Source organism: Candidatus Poriferisocius sp. (genome assembly GCF_965208355.1).
In the GTDB taxonomy this organism is placed as follows: Bacteria; Actinomycetota; Acidimicrobiia; order Acidimicrobiales; family Bin134; genus Poriferisocius.
On record NZ_CBDBOM010000003.1, the window covers coordinates 1,908,377 to 1,925,253 of the forward strand.

19 protein-coding genes and 1 tRNA gene are annotated in these 16,877 nt (G+C 66.6%); 7 read left to right on the forward strand and 13 right to left on the reverse strand.

Annotated elements, in window-relative coordinates; all coding sequences use genetic code 11:
• Positions 1-137 precede the first annotated feature (137 nt).
• A complete protein-coding gene (gene ppk2 / locus ACOGXH_RS10095) occupies positions 138-983 on the forward strand; it encodes a polyphosphate kinase 2 (RefSeq protein WP_419928978.1) in 846 nt (281 codons plus the stop codon).
• Here ppk2 and ACOGXH_RS10100 read toward each other — a convergent pair.
• The 3 genes from ACOGXH_RS10100 to ACOGXH_RS10110 all read right to left on the reverse strand — a co-directional run bounded on the left by ACOGXH_RS10100 (position 977) and on the right by ACOGXH_RS10110 (position 4,393).
• Positions 977-2,542 carry a carboxylesterase/lipase family protein gene (locus tag ACOGXH_RS10100; protein WP_419928979.1) on the reverse strand — a complete coding sequence of 522 codons (1,566 nt, stop codon included), beginning with the start codon at positions 2,540-2,542 and terminating at the stop codon, positions 977-979. The two genes, ppk2 and ACOGXH_RS10100, sit on opposite strands and share 7 nt — an antisense overlap.
• Positions 2,539-4,299, reverse strand: coding sequence for a uracil-xanthine permease family protein (locus tag ACOGXH_RS10105; protein ID WP_419928980.1), 1,761 nt, complete (start codon positions 4,297-4,299; stop codon positions 2,539-2,541). The genes ACOGXH_RS10100 and ACOGXH_RS10105 overlap by 4 nt, the downstream gene beginning before the upstream one ends.
• A 10-nt stretch (positions 4,300-4,309) precedes the next feature.
• Positions 4,310-4,393: transfer RNA gene (locus ACOGXH_RS10110), tRNA-Leu, on the reverse strand.
• A 159-nt stretch (positions 4,394-4,552) separates the two neighbouring features.
• Here ACOGXH_RS10110 and fabD point away from each other — a divergent pair.
• The 5 genes from fabD to ACOGXH_RS10135 all read left to right on the forward strand — a co-directional run bounded on the left by fabD (position 4,553) and on the right by ACOGXH_RS10135 (position 8,935).
• Positions 4,553-5,728, forward strand: a complete 1,176-nt coding sequence (gene fabD / locus ACOGXH_RS10115) for an ACP S-malonyltransferase (RefSeq protein WP_419928981.1) — start codon at positions 4,553-4,555, stop codon at positions 5,726-5,728.
• 13 nt (positions 5,729-5,741) lie between these two features.
• Entirely contained in the window at positions 5,742-6,671 is a 930-nt protein-coding gene (locus ACOGXH_RS10120) for a beta-ketoacyl-ACP synthase III (protein ID WP_419928982.1), read from the forward strand.
• Positions 6,668-7,390, forward strand: coding sequence for a 3-oxoacyl-ACP reductase FabG (gene fabG, locus ACOGXH_RS10125; protein WP_419928983.1), 723 nt, complete (start codon positions 6,668-6,670; stop codon positions 7,388-7,390). The genes ACOGXH_RS10120 and fabG overlap by 4 nt, the downstream gene beginning before the upstream one ends.
• A gap of 65 nt (positions 7,391-7,455) precedes the next feature.
• A complete protein-coding gene (gene acpP / locus ACOGXH_RS10130) occupies positions 7,456-7,695 on the forward strand; it encodes an acyl carrier protein (protein ID WP_419928984.1) in 240 nt (79 codons plus the stop codon).
• A gap of 55 nt (positions 7,696-7,750) precedes the next feature.
• Positions 7,751-8,935 (forward strand): beta-ketoacyl-[acyl-carrier-protein] synthase family protein, encoded by a 1,185-nt coding sequence (locus ACOGXH_RS10135; RefSeq protein ID WP_419928985.1) that lies wholly within the window; start codon positions 7,751-7,753, stop codon positions 8,933-8,935.
• 24 nt (positions 8,936-8,959) lie between these two features.
• Here ACOGXH_RS10135 and fabZ read toward each other — a convergent pair whose 3' ends face one another.
• The 10 genes from fabZ to ACOGXH_RS10185 form a co-directional block, all read right to left on the reverse strand.
• Entirely contained in the window at positions 8,960-9,382 is a 423-nt protein-coding gene (gene fabZ, locus ACOGXH_RS10140) for a 3-hydroxyacyl-ACP dehydratase FabZ (protein ID WP_419928986.1), read from the reverse strand.
• Positions 9,383-9,401: 19 nt separating this feature from the next.
• Positions 9,402-9,866, reverse strand: a complete 465-nt coding sequence (gene bcp / locus ACOGXH_RS10145; protein ID WP_419928987.1) for a thioredoxin-dependent thiol peroxidase — start codon at positions 9,864-9,866, stop codon at positions 9,402-9,404.
• Between the two features lie 18 nt (positions 9,867-9,884).
• On the reverse strand, positions 9,885-10,163 hold the full coding sequence (locus ACOGXH_RS10150; RefSeq protein WP_419928988.1) for an HU family DNA-binding protein: 279 nt from the start codon (positions 10,161-10,163) through the stop codon (positions 9,885-9,887).
• Positions 10,164-10,280: 117 nt separating this feature from the next.
• Positions 10,281-11,057, reverse strand: a complete 777-nt coding sequence (gene trpA, locus ACOGXH_RS10155; RefSeq protein WP_419928989.1) for a tryptophan synthase subunit alpha — start codon at positions 11,055-11,057, stop codon at positions 10,281-10,283.
• A complete protein-coding gene (trpB, locus tag ACOGXH_RS10160) occupies positions 11,054-12,238 on the reverse strand; it encodes a tryptophan synthase subunit beta (RefSeq protein WP_419930358.1) in 1,185 nt (394 codons plus the stop codon). Before trpB ends, trpA begins: the two co-directional genes overlap by 4 nt.
• A 40-nt stretch (positions 12,239-12,278) precedes the next feature.
• A complete protein-coding gene (locus ACOGXH_RS10165) occupies positions 12,279-12,956 on the reverse strand; it encodes a phosphoribosylanthranilate isomerase (RefSeq protein WP_419928990.1) in 678 nt (225 codons plus the stop codon).
• A gap of 41 nt (positions 12,957-12,997) precedes the next feature.
• Positions 12,998-13,849 carry a YgfZ/GcvT domain-containing protein gene (locus tag ACOGXH_RS10170; RefSeq protein ID WP_419928991.1) on the reverse strand — a complete coding sequence of 284 codons (852 nt, stop codon included), beginning with the start codon at positions 13,847-13,849 and terminating at the stop codon, positions 12,998-13,000.
• A complete protein-coding gene (trpE, locus tag ACOGXH_RS10175) occupies positions 13,846-15,360 on the reverse strand; it encodes an anthranilate synthase component I (protein WP_419928992.1) in 1,515 nt (504 codons plus the stop codon). Before trpE ends, ACOGXH_RS10170 begins: the two co-directional genes overlap by 4 nt.
• A gap of 10 nt (positions 15,361-15,370) precedes the next feature.
• Positions 15,371-15,745 (reverse strand): phosphoribosyl-AMP cyclohydrolase, encoded by a 375-nt coding sequence (gene hisI, locus ACOGXH_RS10180; protein WP_419928993.1) that lies wholly within the window; start codon positions 15,743-15,745, stop codon positions 15,371-15,373.
• A gap of 87 nt (positions 15,746-15,832) precedes the next feature.
• Positions 15,833-16,189, reverse strand: a complete 357-nt coding sequence (locus ACOGXH_RS10185) for a GroES family chaperonin (protein ID WP_419851280.1) — start codon at positions 16,187-16,189, stop codon at positions 15,833-15,835.
• A gap of 28 nt (positions 16,190-16,217) precedes the next feature.
• Between ACOGXH_RS10185 and ACOGXH_RS10190 the strand changes: the two genes are divergently transcribed.
• The gene (locus tag ACOGXH_RS10190) at positions 16,218-16,868 is read left to right on the forward strand and encodes an alpha/beta hydrolase (RefSeq protein WP_419928994.1); all 651 of its coding nucleotides are present in this window, start codon (positions 16,218-16,220) and stop codon (positions 16,866-16,868) included.
• Positions 16,869-16,877: the final 9 nt, after the last annotated feature.

The window sequence follows — 16,877 nt, forward strand, 5'->3', positions numbered from 1 at the left end:
CGCCCCCCTGTGGACCCACCCGCGATCGGGATCATATGACCCCGGATCGTCGATTACTGGTCGGGTCGGTCCCCTTCAGCCAGGAATGGCTAGACAAGCCCATTGTCGGGAAATGACGCCGGAATTACGCTTCGCGTATGGGTCCGGACCCGGGTCACGACGTTCTGGGAATCTCCGGAGCCGACGCGCCCAGGCCCGAGCCGCGCCAGAAGCTCAACAGGAAGGCCTACGAGCAGGAACTGGCTCGGCTTCAAGAGGAGCTGGTGCGGTTACAGCGCTGGATTCGCCACAAGGGCCTCAAGGTGGTGGTGATCTTCGAAGGGCGCGATGCGGCTGGCAAGGGCGGGGTGATCAAGCGCATCGCCGAGCGGACCAACCCCCGAGTGGTGCGGGTGGTGGCGCTGGGCACACCTAGCGACCGGGATAAAACGCAGTGGTGGTTCCAGCGCTATGTGGCCGAGTTGCCCGCCGCCGGAGAAATGATCCTGTTCGACCGCAGTTGGTACAACCGGGGGCTGGTGGAGCCAGTGATGGGATTCTGCACCGAAGAGGAGTACCGCGAGTTCCTGCGCTCGTGCCCGGAATTCGAGCGCATGCTGGTTCGGTCGGGGATCATCCTGATCAAGTACTGGTTCTCGGTGAGCGACGAGGAGCAGGAGCGCCGGTTCCAGAACCGGATCTCCGATCCGCTGCGGCGCTGGAAGCTGTCGCCGATGGACATCCAGGCCCGATCCCGATGGGTTGAGTTCTCCAAGGCCAAAGACACCCTGTTCGCCCACACCGACATCAAGCAGGCCCCGTGGTACGTGGTGAACGCCGACTCCAAGAAGGCGGCCCGGCTGAACTGCATCTCACATCTGCTGTCGATGATCCCCTACGAGGAAGTCCCCTGGGAGGAAGTCGAGCTCCCTGAGCGCCAAGACCGCGCCGGCTACGTGCGCCCGCCCTTGTCGGACCAGACCTTCGTCCCCGAGGTCTACTGAGAATCCCCTCTGCCTGCCGGCCCCCACATCAACCGCTCATTCTGTAGGGGGTCGGCGGCCGGAGATGAGTCGCCGTCGAGGGTCATTGCCATGCGCTCATCGAGTTCGTAGCGGGGCCAGGGGCCGAGTTCAGTAGATGAGGGATCTCCAGAGCGGGCAAAGGCGGCCCAGGCCGATCGCATTCCTCGGCCCAACGCTTCCGCGGCTTCGTCGGCACCGATGAACTCGCCCCAGCCGTCGACGTGGAAGCCGTCAAGCGCGAAGGGCAGATCGATGGCGTGGAACGCCCCCATCTCCGGGTTGGCTAGGGAACACCACCGGAAGTCGTACATGTAGGTGCGGGCCCCAGCGCCAGCTCGAAAATCGGCCAGCCTCTGGATGGGCTCCCGCATGGAGACGTCAGTGTTGACGGCGGCCAAGATGTCGGAGTCAGTGATCCAGGCCGTGCCCTTGGCCGCCTGGTGATACTCCCGTATCACCGCCTCCACCTCGTCTATCGACGGCTCTCCCCCGGTTCTTTTGGCCACGTGGGCTCTCACCAGGTGAAACAGGATTAGGTCAGAGTTTCCGGCGGGCAGCTCCTGCTTGAATAAGCGCAGTTCGTGGGCGGTGGCGCCAATGAGCACATCGATATCGGCCGCGACCCTCTTTCGAAGCCTCTTTATTGGTGGAGCAGGAACAAGCACTCCGTCGACAACGGGGTGAAAAGGCATCGCTCCTGCTTCGGTGAACATCTCCATGGCGGTCTGGACTTGGGCGGCAACTATCTCCCCTGGCTCCAACTGACGGAGCCCCGCCACATCGCTCACCCCCACGTTGCCCAGGAAGCAGCGGGCGACTTTGGCGGCAACTTTGGGCGATTGGGTCATGTCGGCGCCGGGGCTCTGCATGATGGCCCGTCGCATTACCGACGAGATGTCCGGAGCGCCGAGCAGGTGCAGGATCGAACCGGCCCCCGCCGACTCGCCGAATGCGGTCAGCGTCGACGGATCGCCACCGAAGGCAGCCGCGTTGGCAGCAATCCAATCCAATCCGAGCCGCACGTCGTGGAGACCGCAGTTGGCCGTGGTGTTCTCACCACCCGGCATTTTCCGAAGATCCATGAAGCCGAGCGCCCCCACCCGGTAGTTCACCGACGCCACGATCACCTGCTGCTCAGCCGCCAACCTCGCCCCGTAGTAAAGCGGGAACGAGCCTCCCCCGGTCAAGAAGGCCCCGCCGTAGATCCACACCATCACCGGCAGTCCAGCCTCGCCCTCCTCAGGTACCCACACATTGAGCGTGAGGCAGTCCTCCGACACCGAGTCGGTGCTCGTCCCCGGAATCACCCCGGTGTACGGACCATCCACGCTCTGAATCGGATCGGGTCCGAACGCACTCGCATCCAGCACCCCCTCCCACGGCTCAGCGGCCTCTGGAGCACAGAAGCGCAGCTCCCCCACCGGCGGCTTCCCAAACGGAATCCCCAAAAACTGCCGCACCGCCCCATAAGGCGTATCGACAACTACCCCCCGAACCGCCCCATGCGTCGTCTCCACCACGGCCCCTGAGTCCCTCATGTGTCGCTGGCAGGGTTGACGTGGACGGTGACGATCTCGAGTTCGTGGTACTGCTGGTGGAGCACTGAGGCGGCGTAGTGCTGAAGCAGCCGCAATGAGACGTCTCGCTCGACGGGCCGGTCGGCGGTCGGCTCATCGAGCACGGCCAGCCGGTCTTCGATGTTCTCTCCCCGGGCCGCAGCCACAAACTCGAGTACCGCCCGCCCGTCCTGCTTGCTGGCCGTAAGGCGTAGCTCGCGTTCGGTTGCGGCCTCTCCGGCCTGCCCAGCTTCGAGCAGGGTCACCAGTGTCTCCTCGGCCACCGCATCGAGCCGGTGCGACATCGATGCCACCCAACCGTGCCGCTTTGCAAAAGCGTTAAGGAACCCTTGGATGCGGGGGAGCTCCGCCAGCGTCAGGCTGGTGCGCAAACGATGCCGGCGAGATTGAGTTGCCTCGGTGAACAGCGTCAGCACGATGGCCACGAGGCCGCCCGAAGTCATCCCGTTCTCCAACAGGCCGCCGGCGAAGCCCTCCAGGTACTCCGGAAAGATCAGGTTGTTCTGGAATCCGACGCCCAGCCAGAACGCGACCCCCGCTATCAGGCCCTTGCGGTAGTCCGCAGCTTCTTCGGAGACGATCCTCATGCCGACCACAAACAACAGCGCCATCAGCACGGTGACGTACGCCGCAACCACGGCATCCGGGATGGCCAGCACCAACGCCAAGAACTTGGGCAAGAACGCCAACATGACAAAAATGACGCCGATGGCGACACCCACGCGTCGGGCGGCGACGCCGGTCAGCTCGGTGATCGATACGCTCGTCGAATAGGTGGTGTTCGGCACCGTGCCGGCCACCCCCGACAGCAGGTTGCCGGTGCCGTCGGCGGCCACTGCCCCCTGCACCACCCGGTAGTCCACCGCTCGCGGTTTGCGCCACGACACCCGCTGAATGGCCACGGAGTCGCCGATGGTCTCGACCGCGCCGATGATCGTGACGATCACAAAGGCCGGCAGGAGGCTCCAAAACGCCGAGTCGAACGACGTGTCGAAGCCCGGCCATCCGCCATCGGGCACACCGACCCAGGAGGCATCGGACACCTGATCGAAGTCATAGAGGCCGAAGCCGACGGCCACGATCGAACCGGCCACCACGCCAATGACCGGCGCCCACAACCGCAGGCTTCCGGACGACTTCAGTGCAATGGCGATCATCAAGACGATGGTGACGAGGGCTGTCGTCGGGGCGCTCCAGTCGGACTTGCCTTCCGGCGACGCACTCACCATGTTGAAGATGAGCGGCATCACGGTCACCGCGATGAGCATCAACACGGTGCCGGCCACCACCGGCGTGACCAGACGCCTGAACAGCGACAGCCGGGCGGCCAGCAAGAATTGGAACAGCGACGACGCCACCACCAGTACCGCCAGCAAGCCGGGACCACCCTCGACCAGCGCCGCCACGCACACCGCGATGAACGCGCCCGACGTGCCCATGAGCAGCACGTACCCGGCACCGATGCGGCCCAGCCGGACCGCCTGGAGGATTGTGCTGATGCCGCTCACAATCGCCGCCGCGAACACCGCCCAAGTCAGATACGAGTCGGATTCGCCCGCGGCCCGAATGACAATCGCCGGCGTGAGCACTATGCCCGCGATGGTCAGCACCGCGAACTGGACGCCCATGCCCGCAGTCAGCGCAGGCGGCGGCCTGTCGTCGGGTTCGAACCGGATGTGTCGCCCTCCGGTTGGGGCACCTTGTTCCACGGCGCCCATGTTGGCACAGTGCCCGGGGAGGGACTCGAACCCTCACTCCCTTGCGGGAACCGGATTTTGAGTCCGGCGCGTCTACCAATTCCACCACCCGGGCGGGTGGCCAGTGCGGCGAGCACTGGGCTGCTCAGCGTGCTGGCTGAGGAAAATGCAGTCTAGATTGCCGTGGTCCCAGCGGCCTTGCCGGATACCCTGCCGGGGCCGCTCTCTCGTAGAGTATTGAAACCCCACCGTCGTCTGAGAGGTCTGACACCTGATGATCTGCTTCACCTATCCCGGCCAGGGATCCCAAAAGGCCGGCATGGGTTCGGCCTGGGTCGACCACCCCTCGTGGGAGCTGGTGGCCGAGGCCTCCGAGGCAGCAGGGCGCGACGTGGCCCAGCTCTTGCTCGAAGCCGATGATGACGAACTGCGCCACACCCGCAACTCCCAACTCGCCACTTTCGTGGTGTCGATGATCTCCCTCGACGCGGTAACCCGGGTGGGCATTGAGACCGCGGGCCACGCCGGCCACAGCCTGGGCGAATACTCCGCGCTGGTTGCCGCCGGGGTGGTGGACTTCCACGACGGCGTGCGGCTGGTGAGCGAGCGGGGCGAGGCCATGCAGGTGGCCGCCGAAGAGCAAGACGGCACCATGGCCGCGGTCATGGGCCTCGACGACGACCTCGTTGAGCAGGCCTGCGAGCAGGCCGACGGCGATGTATGGGTGGCCAACTACAACGCCCCCGGCCAGGTGGTCATAGCCGGGGCCCCCGCCATGGTGGAAGCGGCCGGGGCCATCGCCAAAGAGCTGGGCGCCAAGCGGGTCATGGCCCTGCCCGTCGGCGGTGCCTTCCACACCCCGTTCATGGCGTCGGCCAAAGACCGCCTCCAGAAGGCCATCGGCAAGACAGAGTTCCGGGTTCCCGACCACCCGGTGTATGCCAACGTCGACGCCGCCGCCCAGACCGGCGCTCAGGCCTGGGCCGACCTGCTGAACACCCAGCTGACCAGCCCGGTGCGCTGGCGCCAGTCGGTCCACAACATGTGCGACGACGGCTTCACCACCTTCGTGGAGTTGGGACCTGGCGCCGTGCTCACCGGAACGGTGAAACGAACCGCCAAAGACTGCAAGTCGCTCAAGGTAAACGCCCCCGCCGACATCGACGCGGTGCTCGAGGAATTGGCTGGGCCACCGGTGGCCGCGGGCGGCCCGCTGGAGGGCGAAGCCCTGTTCACCACCGAGCGCCTGGTGGTGAGCCCCGCGGCTGGCATCTTCCAGCCCACCGAGGACAATCTGCTGGGCACCGGCGTTCCCGCAGGGCAGCTACTGGGCCATGTGGGCGAGACCGAGGTCCGCACCCCCTGGGCCGGGATGATCATGGGGTTCTTGGCGGTGGAAGGCGAGCGGGTCACCGCCAGCCAGCCCATCGCCTGGTTGCGGACGAGCTGAGGGGCGCAGGCAGATGACGAGAGCGGCCATCACCGGCCTGGGCACCGCCACCGGCCACAAGGTGGTCACCAACCACGACCTGGCCGCCGTCCTCGACACCAGCGACGAGTGGATAGTGGAGCGCACCGGAATCCACGAGCGCCGGGTGGGGGGCAGCTGCCTGGAACTGGGCGGGCAAGCGGCCAAGATCGCTCTGAAGCAGGCCGAGATCGACGCCACCGACCTCGACTTGATCATCTGCTCCACCTGCACCCCCGACCAGGTGTTTCCCGCGGTGTCCAACCGCATCCAAAACGAGCTGGGGGCGTCCTGCGGCGCATTCGACCTGAACGCGGCCTGCTCGGGCTTCACCTACGGCATCTCGCTGGGCCAGGCCCAGATCGCCGCGGGAATGGAGCGGGTGCTGGTGGTGGGGGTGGATACCCTAAGCCGGTTCACCGACTGGGACGACCGCTCCACCGCGATCCTGTTCGGCGACGGCGCCGGCGCAGTGGTGATGGAGCCGGCCATCCGCGAGGACCGGGGCGTGCTCAGCACCTACATGGGCTCAGAGGGCCGCTTCGCCGATCTGTTGATCTGCGATTTCGGCGACTACATCAAGATGGATGGCAAAGAGGTGTTCCGCCAGGCCGTGCGGGTCATGGTCTCAGCCAGCCAGAGAGTGCTGTCCGACGCCGGCCTGGACACGTCTGATGTGGCCGCAGTGGTCCCCCACCAGGCCAACGCCCGCATCATCGAGAGCGCCATGAAGCGCCTCGACATCCCCCTGGAGAAGGCGGCCACCGTGCTGCAATCAACCGGCAACACCTCGTCGGCCTCAATCCCCCTGGCCATGGACGACGCGGTGTCCAAGGGCGCCATAACCGACGGCGACGTCGTGCTGCTGGTGGGCTTCGGAGCGGGAATGAGCGTGGCCGCCGCGCTGCTACGCTGGGGCCAGTGAGCACATCCAGGGTTGTCCTGGTTACCGGAGGGAACCGGGGCATTGGGCTGGCCACAGCCACCGAGCTCGCCAAAGACGGCCACCGGGTGGCGGTCACCTACCGCAGCGAGCCCCCACCGTCCAACGGACAGGTCGACATTCTGGGCGTGCACTGCGATGTGACCGCCGAAGAGCAGATCGACGCCGCCTTCGCCGAGATCGAAGATCAGCTGGGGCCCGTCGAGGTGCTGGTATCGAACGCGGGCATCACCCGGGACAAGCTGGTGATGCGCATGAGCGAGGCCGATTTCACCGACGTAATCGACGCCAACCTGACCGCCGGTTACCGGGTGGCCAAGCGGGCGGCCCGGTCGATGATGCGCAACCGCTGGGGGCGCATCGTGTTCGTGTCCTCGGTGGTGGGGATCATGGGACAGGCGGGTCAGGCCAACTACGCCGCCTCCAAGGCCGGACTGGTCGGCCTGGGCCGGTCTTTGGCCAAGGAATTGGCTAGCCGCAACATCACCGTCAACGTGGTGGCGCCCGGCCCGGTGGGCACCGACATGCTGAACGAGCTCGACGAGGACCGCCGCTCAGCCATCATCGACATGGTTCCCCTCGGACGATTGGGCGAACCCACAGAAGTTGCTGCAACCATTTCATTCTTGGCCTCCGACGCCGCCGGCTACGTCACCGGAGCGGTTATTCCGGTTGACGGGGGTCTGGGCATGGGAGGATGAGTGGCCGTAAACCCATTCGCAAACCCACCCAAGGACAATCCGTCCACGAATAGGAGATAACCAGCGTGAGCGACGAAAACTTCACTCGCTTCCAGAACTGCACTGTGGAGGTGCTGTCGGTGGAGGCCGGTCAGGTCACACCCGAGGCCACCTTTGCCGACGACTTGGACTCTGACAGCCTCGACTTGGTCGAGTTGGTGATGGCGCTCGAAGAGGAGTTCGACATCACCATCGACGAGGAAGAGCTGGAGGACATCGAAACTGTGGGCCAGGCCTTCGACTTGGTGACCGTCAAACTGGGATGACCTCGCAGCCGCCCGACGAGACGAGAGCCGAGTTCCGCCTGCGGAGCGCTAGATCATGACCGCGGCGCGCCGCGTGGCGGTCACCGGAATCGGGGTCTTGGGCTGGCCCGGACTGGGCCGGGACAACTTCTGGCAGGGGCTGCTGGAAACCCCCGCCGAAGGACGGCGGGTGATGGACCACTTCGACCCCCTCCCCCACTTCGAGTCCCCCAAGGAGGCCCGCCGCACCGACCGCTTCGCCCAGATGGCCTTGGCCGCCGCCGCCGAAGCTCTGGAGCAGTCGGGCGAGCTCAGCGCCGACCCCGACCGGATCGGCGTGTGGGTGGGCACTGGCGTGGGCGGCTTGCGAACCCTGGAGGACCAAATCCAGGTGCGCATCGAGCGCGGCGAGCGCCGGGTGTCGCCCTTCTTGGTGCCCATGCTGATGGCCAATGCGGCCTCGGCGGCCATCTCCATGCGCTACGGCTTCTCCGGGCCATGTGAGAACACGGTCACCGCCTGCGCGGCGGGCACCCAGTCAATCGCCAACGCGGCCATGCTGATTCGCTCGGGCCGCTGCGACGCGGTCATTACCGGCGGAAGCGAGGCTTCCAACTCCATCACCGGAGAGGCCACCTTCAAGAACATGACCGCGGTCTCCAGCTGCCACATCAGCCGCCCGTTCGACTTGGAGCGAGACGGGTTCATCCAGGCCGAGGGCGCGGGCGTGTTGGTGCTCGAAGATTTGGATTCAGCCCGGAATCGGGGGGCAACGGTGCTGGGCGAGATCTTGGGCGGCGCCAGCAACGCCGACGCCTATCACATCACCGCCCCGGCTCCGGGAGGAGGAGGGGCGGTTCGGTGCATGGAGCTGGCCCTGGCCGACGCCGGACTGAATCCCGCCGACATTGTCCACATCAATGCCCACGGCACTTCCACCCCGCTGAACGACGCCGCCGAAGCCGAGGCCATCCAGAAGGTGTTCGGCACGCCCGGGCCGCTGGTCACCTCGACCAAAGGGGTGACCGGGCACGCGCTGGGCGCAGCGGGAGCCATCGAGGCGGTGGCGGTTCTGTTGGCTATGGAACACGGGGTGATCCCGCCCACCTACGGGTATGCGACCCCCGATCCCGACATGGCCCCCATCCGCATCGTGGCCCCCGATCCTGCCCCGTGGACCCCGGGGCCGTCGCTGTCCAACTCCTTCGGATTCGGCGGCCACAACGGGTCCATCGTGATCGGCCCGCCGCCAGCCGAGTAGCCGGCAACCGGTTTCAGACGCCGTTCAGCCGGCGTCGACCACCACGAACAGCAGCTCGCACGAGCAGGCCAGCTCGCCGTCCACCGACGCCTTTCCCGCTCCCCGGCCGGCCCGAGCCGACAACCGGGTCATCTCCACTTCCAAGTCCAGGCGCTCACCAGGTACAACCTGGCGGCGAAACCGGGCGCTGTCGAGACCGCCGAACAGGGGCAGCTTGCCGGCGAATCGCTCGTCATGAAGCACGATGTAAGCGCCGAGCTGCGCGATGGCCTCGGCCATCAGCACCCCAGGAAGGGTGGGGCGGCCGGGAAAGTGTCCCGCGAAGAACGGCTCGTCGCCGGTGAGCCGCCAATAGCCCTCGGCCCGCTCCCCGGCCACCATGGAGGTGACCTCGTCGAGGAACAGGAACGGCGGACGGTGCGGGAGAACCTCGTCGGGAGGTCTCATAGGAAGCGCTCCTGCCTGGCTAGTCCTCGGGCAGGGCGTCAGCCAGGTTGGAGGCGGTGTTCTTGGGGCTGATCTTGTACCAGGCGTGCTCAATCAACCCGTCTTCAGCCACCAAGAAGGCCGAGCGGACGATGCCCAAATACGTGTTGCCGTACATCTTCTTCTCCCGCCATACCCCGAAGGCCTCGGCCACCTCGTGGTCGGGATCAGACAGCAGCGAGTACCCGAGATCGCACTTCTCGTCGAACCGCTTCTGGCGGTCGGGCTTGTCCCCGCTGATGCCTACTGCGGCGATTCCGCGTTCTGTGGCGATGTCACGCACGCCGATTGCCTGATTCGTTCAACCAGGGGTGAGCGCCTTGGGAAAGAAGAAGATCGCCAGCTTCCGTCCGGCAAAGTCGCCCAGAGTCACCTGGTTGCCGTTTTGATCTTCCAGGTTGAATGCCGGCGCAGGATCGCCGGCAGATAAGAGCCAATCAGCCATGGGTCTGACCCTAGTGGATCAGGTGCCCTTGACGGCCCCCTTCAGCCGGGCGCCAGCGCTCACCTTGCAGCCCTTGGTGGCGGCAATCTGGATGGTCTCGCCAGTGCGGGGATTGCGGCCCGTGCGGGCGCCCCGAGAGGTCTGCTCGAAAGACACGAAGCCGGTGATCGACACCTTGTTGCCCAGGATCACCTGTTCGGTAACTGTCTTCTCGAGGCTGTTGAGAACCGCCTCCACGGAACTCTTGCTCTCGCCAGTGCGCTCGCTGATGGCGCTGACCAACTCTGACTTGTTCATGGAATCCTCCTGAAATTGGAATTACGGGATTGTAATTCAGTCGGCTTCTTACACAAAGTCCCAAGAGTCAAGCAGTCCTCACGAGAAATGCAAAGTTCAACTGGGGAAAGGTGAAGCTCAGTCCAGGGCTTGGCGGAACTGCCCTATCAGCTCGCTCACCGCGGCGGGTCCCCCGTCGAGCATCCGGCGCACCACCGCTGATCCCACCACCGCGCCGTCGGCGACCCGGCAAACCTCATCGGCCTGCTCCGGGGTGCCCACCCCCACCCCGACCAGCACGGGCACATCGGTCATCTGCTTGAGCCTTCCGGCCATGACCACTGCGGACGAGGCCAGCTCCTCGCGCACCCCGGTAACCCCCAGAAGCCCCACGCCGTACACAAACCCCCGAGTTCGGGCGCATATCCGGGCCAGGCGCTCGTCGGAGGCGGTGGGGGCGGCCAACAGCACGGTCTCCACGCCGACGGCATCGGCCGCCTCGGCCCAGGGACCCGCCTCCTCCAGGGGCAGATCGGGAAGGATGGCCGCGGCCACTCCCCGCTCGGCCAGCACGGAGGCGAACCGCTCGAGGCCGAACCGGAAGGCGATGTTGTAGTAGGTCATCACCGCCAGCGGGACGTCGATGTCGAGCCGTCCGAGGGCATCCAGCACTGCTAAAGGCGTTACCCCGTCGGCCAGCGCCCGGTCGTTGGCCTCCTGGATGACCGGGCCGTCTATCACCGGGTCGGAGAACGGAATGCCCACTTCGATGGCGTCGGCCCCCGCATCGGCGGCCGCGGCCAGCGCCGTCTGCCAGTCGCCCAGCCCCCCAGTCAGGTACGGCACCAGTGCCTTGCCGCCTTGAGAGCGCCGGGCCCGCAAGGCGGCTTCCATTGGGCCGGGTTCAGTGCTCACCCAGCCCGCCCGTCGTCGCCGTTGGTGCTGGTGTCCACCACCAGTCGGTCCATCATCTGGTCGACGTCCTTGTCGCCCCGCCCGCTCAGGTTCAATAGCACCGACTGGCCGGCCAGTTCTTCGCGGGCCCGCGAGACCCAGGCCAGGGCATGGGCCGGCTCCAGCGCGGGAATGATCCCCTCGGTGCGCGACAGCAGCTCGAAGGCGGCCACCACCTCGTCGTCGGTGACCGACTCGTAGCGGGCCCGGCCGATGGCGGCCAGATGGGAGTGCTCCGGGCCGATGCCGGGATAGTCCAACCCCGCGGAGATCGACTCGGCCTCCAGCACCTGACCGTGCTCGTCTTGCATCAGGAACGACTTGGAGCCGTGGACCACGCCGGGCACGCCCCGGCCGATGGCCGCCCCTCCGGCCGGCTCCACCCCCACCAGCGCGGCGTCGCCATCGACGAAGCCGCTGAAGATGCCGATGGCGTTGCTGCCCCCGCCCACGCACGCGGTGACCACATCGGGGTCGGACCCCAGAAGCTGGTGACACTGCTCGCGAGCCTCGTCGCCGATCACCCGGTGAAGCTCCCGTACCATCCACGGATACGGGTGGGGGCCCATCACCGAGCCCAGGCAGTAGTGGGAGTTCTCCACGGTGGCCACCCAATCGCGCATGGCCTCGTTGATGGCGTCCTTCAGGGTGCGGCTGCCCGACACCGCCGAGCGGACCTCAGCTCCAAGCAGCTGCATACGAAAGACGTTGAGGGCTTGGCGCTCCATGTCCACCTCGCCCATGTACACCACGCACTCCAGGCCCAACAGCGCCGCCGCGGTGGCGGTGGCCACGCCGTGCTGACCAGCGCCGGTCTCAGCCACCAGGCGGGTCTTGCCCATGCGCACGGCCAAAAGAGCCTGGCCCAGCACGTTGTTGATCTTGTGGGAGCCAGTGTGGTTGAGGTCCTCCCGCTTCAACAGCAGGCGAAGCCCCATCTCCTCGGACAGGCGATGGCACTCGGTGAGTGGCGACGGCCGCCCGGCATAGTCGGCCAGCAGTTGGTTCAGCTCGCCGCGAAAGCCGTCGTCGGCCCAGGCGGAGCGGAATGCGGCCTCCAGTTCCTCGCAGGCCGGCACCAGGGGCTCGGGAACGAATCGCCCCCCGAAGTCCCCGAACAACCCGCCGACGGGCTCGGCCATGCTCACCGCGGCACTCCTCGGACAGAAAGCTCGGCCACGGTCACCGGAGCCCCTCCTCCTGCCAGTTGTAGGGAGCGTCCTCGTCCGACCCCTCGTCGGTTGCTCCGCCGCGTTCGGGATCTGCTTCCCGAGCGGCGTTGATGAAGGCCCGGAGTAGGGCCGGGTCTTTGCGGCCCGGTGACATCTCCACACCGGTGGCCACATCCACTCCCCACGGGCGCACCTTGGCAATGGCCGTGGCCACGTTCTCTGGAGTCAAACCGCCGGCCATGAGCAGCCTGATTCCGCCGGGCGCCCCCTCGGCCAGAGACCAGTCGAACACTCGGCCCGAACCGGGGGTGTCGGAGTCCACCATCACTATGTCGGCGCCATACCGGTCGGCCACCGACAAAGCGGGGCTGCCGCCGGGGAAGGCCTTAATCACCGCCGGCACGCTCTCTCGAATCAGACGGGTGTCTTCCATGTTCTCTCGACCCGACAGCTGGGCGGCCTTGAGGCCGCACCGGTTGACAATCTCGATCACCCTGCTGGGGGCTTCATCTTTGAATACCCCCACGGTGAGCACGCCGGAAGGAAGCCGCCGGACGATCTCCTCTACCCGGGGCAGAGCGATCTGGCGGGATGACGGGGCCATGATGAAACCCAACCCGTCGGCCCCCAATGCGGTGGCCAGCAGGGCGTCGTCGGCGTTGGTGATGCCGCAGATCTTGATGAACACTGCCCCAAAACTACCGGCTGGTTCCCGTGAGATCGCGATTGTTACCGGGGAACGGCCGCGGCCTGGGCCGGGCAGCCGGCTACCTCCACCTCGGCGGGCATGTCCACGGATCGCTTGATGTAGCCCAACGCCACCGTGGCCCCGGCCATGGCGTCCCCGGCGGCGCTGGTGACGGTGCCTACCTCGGACCCGTCGGCGCCGACTATGGACTCCCCGCCGGCCAACTCGACGTGTCCTTCCAAGGTCAAAAGCCGCAGATAGCGGGGGGCGCTGCTGCCCCGGGAGTCCATGCGGGCCACCAGTTCCTGGCCGGTGAAGCACCCCTTGGTGAAGCTCACCGTGAAGTCGACGATCTCAGCTTCAGCGGGAATGGTGCGGTCGTCGATGTCGACTCCCATGCGGGGGAACCCGGATCTGATCCGATGGGCTTCCAGCGCTGCGGAGTCCACGGCGGGAACGTCTCCCGGCACGGCGGGATCGGGGCCCAGCACATCGACGCCGCCGGTTGGCACCGAGGCCACAATATCGCCGGAAACGGCGGCGTCTTCTGCCCCCGGTCCTCGCATCGCAATGCACCGCCAATCGAGCGGCTCCAGGGTCACATCGGTGCGCAGCATGAACCGCCGGAGCCGGGCGTCGAGCTGCTCCAGCGGGCCATCAGTGTCGAGGACGAAGCGGTCGGCGGCCTGCCGGGTGACCCGCACGAAGGCGTCGATGCGCCCCTGGGGCTGCAAGATGAGCGACCAGGCCGACTGGCCGGGTTCCAGCGCCGCGACGTCCTGGCTGAGCTGGCCTTGCAGAAAGGCTTCGGCGTCGGGACCGGACACCGCCAGCACGCTCCGCTCGACGGGGCAGGCCCCTATCGAAGTTGACAGGTCCACTAGGCCGCTCACTGCGAGCGCCCCCGGTTCATCCGCCGTGCGGCGGGCACGGCCAACAGCAGGGCCCGGGCCTTGTTGCGGCACTCCAGATCCTCTTGTTCGGGAATGCTGTCGGCCACGATTCCCGCCCCAGCCTGCACCGAGGCCCGTCCCCCCTGGATGACCATGGTGCGGATGGCGATGGCGGTGTCGATGTTGCCCGAGAAGTCCAGGTAGCCCACCACGCCGGCGTAGGGGCCGCGCTTCACCGGCTCCAGATCGTCGATGATCTCCATGGCCCGCACCTTGGGCGCGCCCGACACGGTGCCCGCCGGCAAGGTGGCCCTCAGCACGTCCACCGGAGTGCGCCCGGAGGCCAACTCGCCCGACACCTGCGAGGTCAGATGCATGACGTGGCTGTACCGTTCCAGGGTCATCATCTCGTCCACCGTCTCGGTGCCGAAGGTCACCACCCGGCCGACGTCGTTGCGGGCCAAATCGAGCAGCATGATGTGCTCGGCGATCTCCTTGGGGTGCTCGGACAGCTCAGCGGCCATGCGGCGCTCCTCGGCCTCGGTGCGCCCCCGGCGGCGGGTACCGGCGATGGGCCGGGATATGACCCTTCCGTTGAGCAGCTGCACCATCGGCTCCGGCGAGCAGCCCACCAGCGACACCTCAGGCAGGCGCACGAAGTACATGTAAGGGCTGGGATTCACCTGGCGCAACGAGCGGTACACATCAAAGGGCTGGGCCCCCAGGTCGAAGTCGTATCTTTGGGCCAGCACAACTTGGAAGATGTCCCCGGCCAGGATGTGCTCCTTGGCCACCTCCACCGCGTCGCAAAAGGTCTGCGAACCCATGCTGGACACCACCTCAGGCAACTCCTCGTCCTCTGACGGAGGCTCCAGCAGCGGCTCGGCCACCGGTCGGGCCCCATCGGCAGCCAACTGCTCCAAGGCGTCGATGGCGCCGTCATAGGCGGCATCGATCTCAGCCGCTGACGCGCCCGGGGGGATGATCACGTTCTCGATCAGCGTGACCCGCTGGCGCCAGTGGTCGAAAACGGCCAGCTCCCCGATCACCGACATCACCGCGTCGGGCAAACCTTGGTCGTCGTCGGGGATATCGGGGAGATGCTCCACCTCCCTCACCACGTCGTAGCCCAAATAGCCCACCAGCCCGCCGTGCAGCGGAGGCAGTTCGTCCATGATCGGGGACCGCCATTGCGACAAGATGTGCTCGATTGCCGCCAGAATCCCCTGGTCGAGCGGGGTTCCCTCGGGGAACTCCCCCGTGGCGGAGACATCGTTGCCCCGGGCCACCAGGGTGCCCAGTGGACGACGGCCGATGAAGGAGAAACGGCTCCAGCGCTCGCCGTGCTCCACCGACTCCAGCAGAAAGCCGGGTTCGTCACCCACGGTGCGGACGAAAGCCGCCACCGGGGTGGTGAGGTCGGCCACCAGTTCCCGCCACACCGGAACCACTGTCCATTCGGCGGCGGCCAGCCGATGGAATTCGCGGCGATCGGGGCTGATCACAGACATGGCGGAAAGATCACTCCGACGGCGGCACCGGCTCGTCGAATGACGTGAAGAAGCACGAATACTCCCCGGTGTGGCACGCCCCTCGGCCCTCCTGCTCCACCATGAACAGCAACGTGTCTCCATCGCAGTCGTAATACGCCTCCCGAACGTACTGGCGGTCGCCGGAGGTCTCCCCCTTGCACCAGTACTCCTGGCGGGACCGGCTCCAGAACCACGTGCGCCCGGTTTCCAAGGTGCGCTCTAGCGACTCCCGGTTCATCCACGCCATCATCAGCACCCGGCCCCCCTCGTGCTCCTGGACGATGGCGGGCACCAGCCCGTCGTCGTTGAACGCCACCTTGTCCAGCGCTCCAGGGGCAGCTTCTATTGGCGTGATTGCCGGCATCGTCCCATCGTAGGAGCAGACCCTGTCCGCATTAGAGCCAATTCCGAGCCAAACCAGGGTCGGGCCCGGATCAGAGATGCTGTTGCATCAGAGGTAGAGGCCGGTGCTTCCCTCGTCGAGGCGAGGGGCGGCCACGGCGTGGATGTCCCGTTCCCGCAGGATGAGGTAGTCAGCACCCCGAACTTCCACTTCATAGCGGTCTTCGGGGTTGAACAGCACCTGGTCGCCCGACTCCACCGTGCGGACATTGGGGCCCACCGCAATGGCTTCGGCCCAGGCCAGGCGCTTGCCCACCTGGGCGGTGGCCGGGATGAGAATGCCGCCGGTGGATCGCCGCTCCCCCTCAGGGATATCGAGCTGCACCAGGATGCGGTCGTTGAGCATCTTGATGGGGAGCTTGTCCTCGGGCGCGACCTTGCTTGCGGAGTTTGCTGCCTTGGCCATGGGGTGACAACGCTACCGTGACCGGCATATGACAGACGACTTCGGGCCGACCGCCCCAACGCCGACCGCCACTACTTTGGCTACAGCCGACGGTCTCAGCCTCGAGGCCCAGTGGGCGGTGCCCGCCGGACCCCGGAACCGGGTGGTGATAGCTCACCCCCATCCCCAGTACGGGGGCAACATGCACTCCCTGGTGGTTTCCATCCTGTTCACCCACTTGGTGAACTCGGGGTGCGCGGTGCTGCGGTTCAACTTCCGAGGGGTCGGGGGTTCGGAGGGTGAGCACGATTTTGGCGAGGGCGAGCAGCTGGATGTGCGGGCGGCAGTGGAGGCCGTGGCCGCGGTCGGTGAGGAGCAGTGCCCGCTGGTGCTGGCCGGATGGTCGTTCGGGGCCGACATGGCCTTGACCTGCGATGCACCGGAGCTGGCCGGCTGGTTCCTGGTGGCCCCGCCGCTGCGGGTGGTCAACGCCGACCGCTTCAGGGCCGCTACCGATCCCCGGCCCAAGTGGCTGGCCGTGCCCGAGCGGGACCAGTTCAATCCTCCCGACGAGGCCCGATCGACAGTGGCCGACTGGACCAACGCCGAGATCCACCCCATTGGCGGTGCTGACCACTTCCTCGTCGGCCGCACCGACAAGCTCAACGAGCTGATCGACGACTACCTGGCCGAGCTGTAGCCGCGGCTC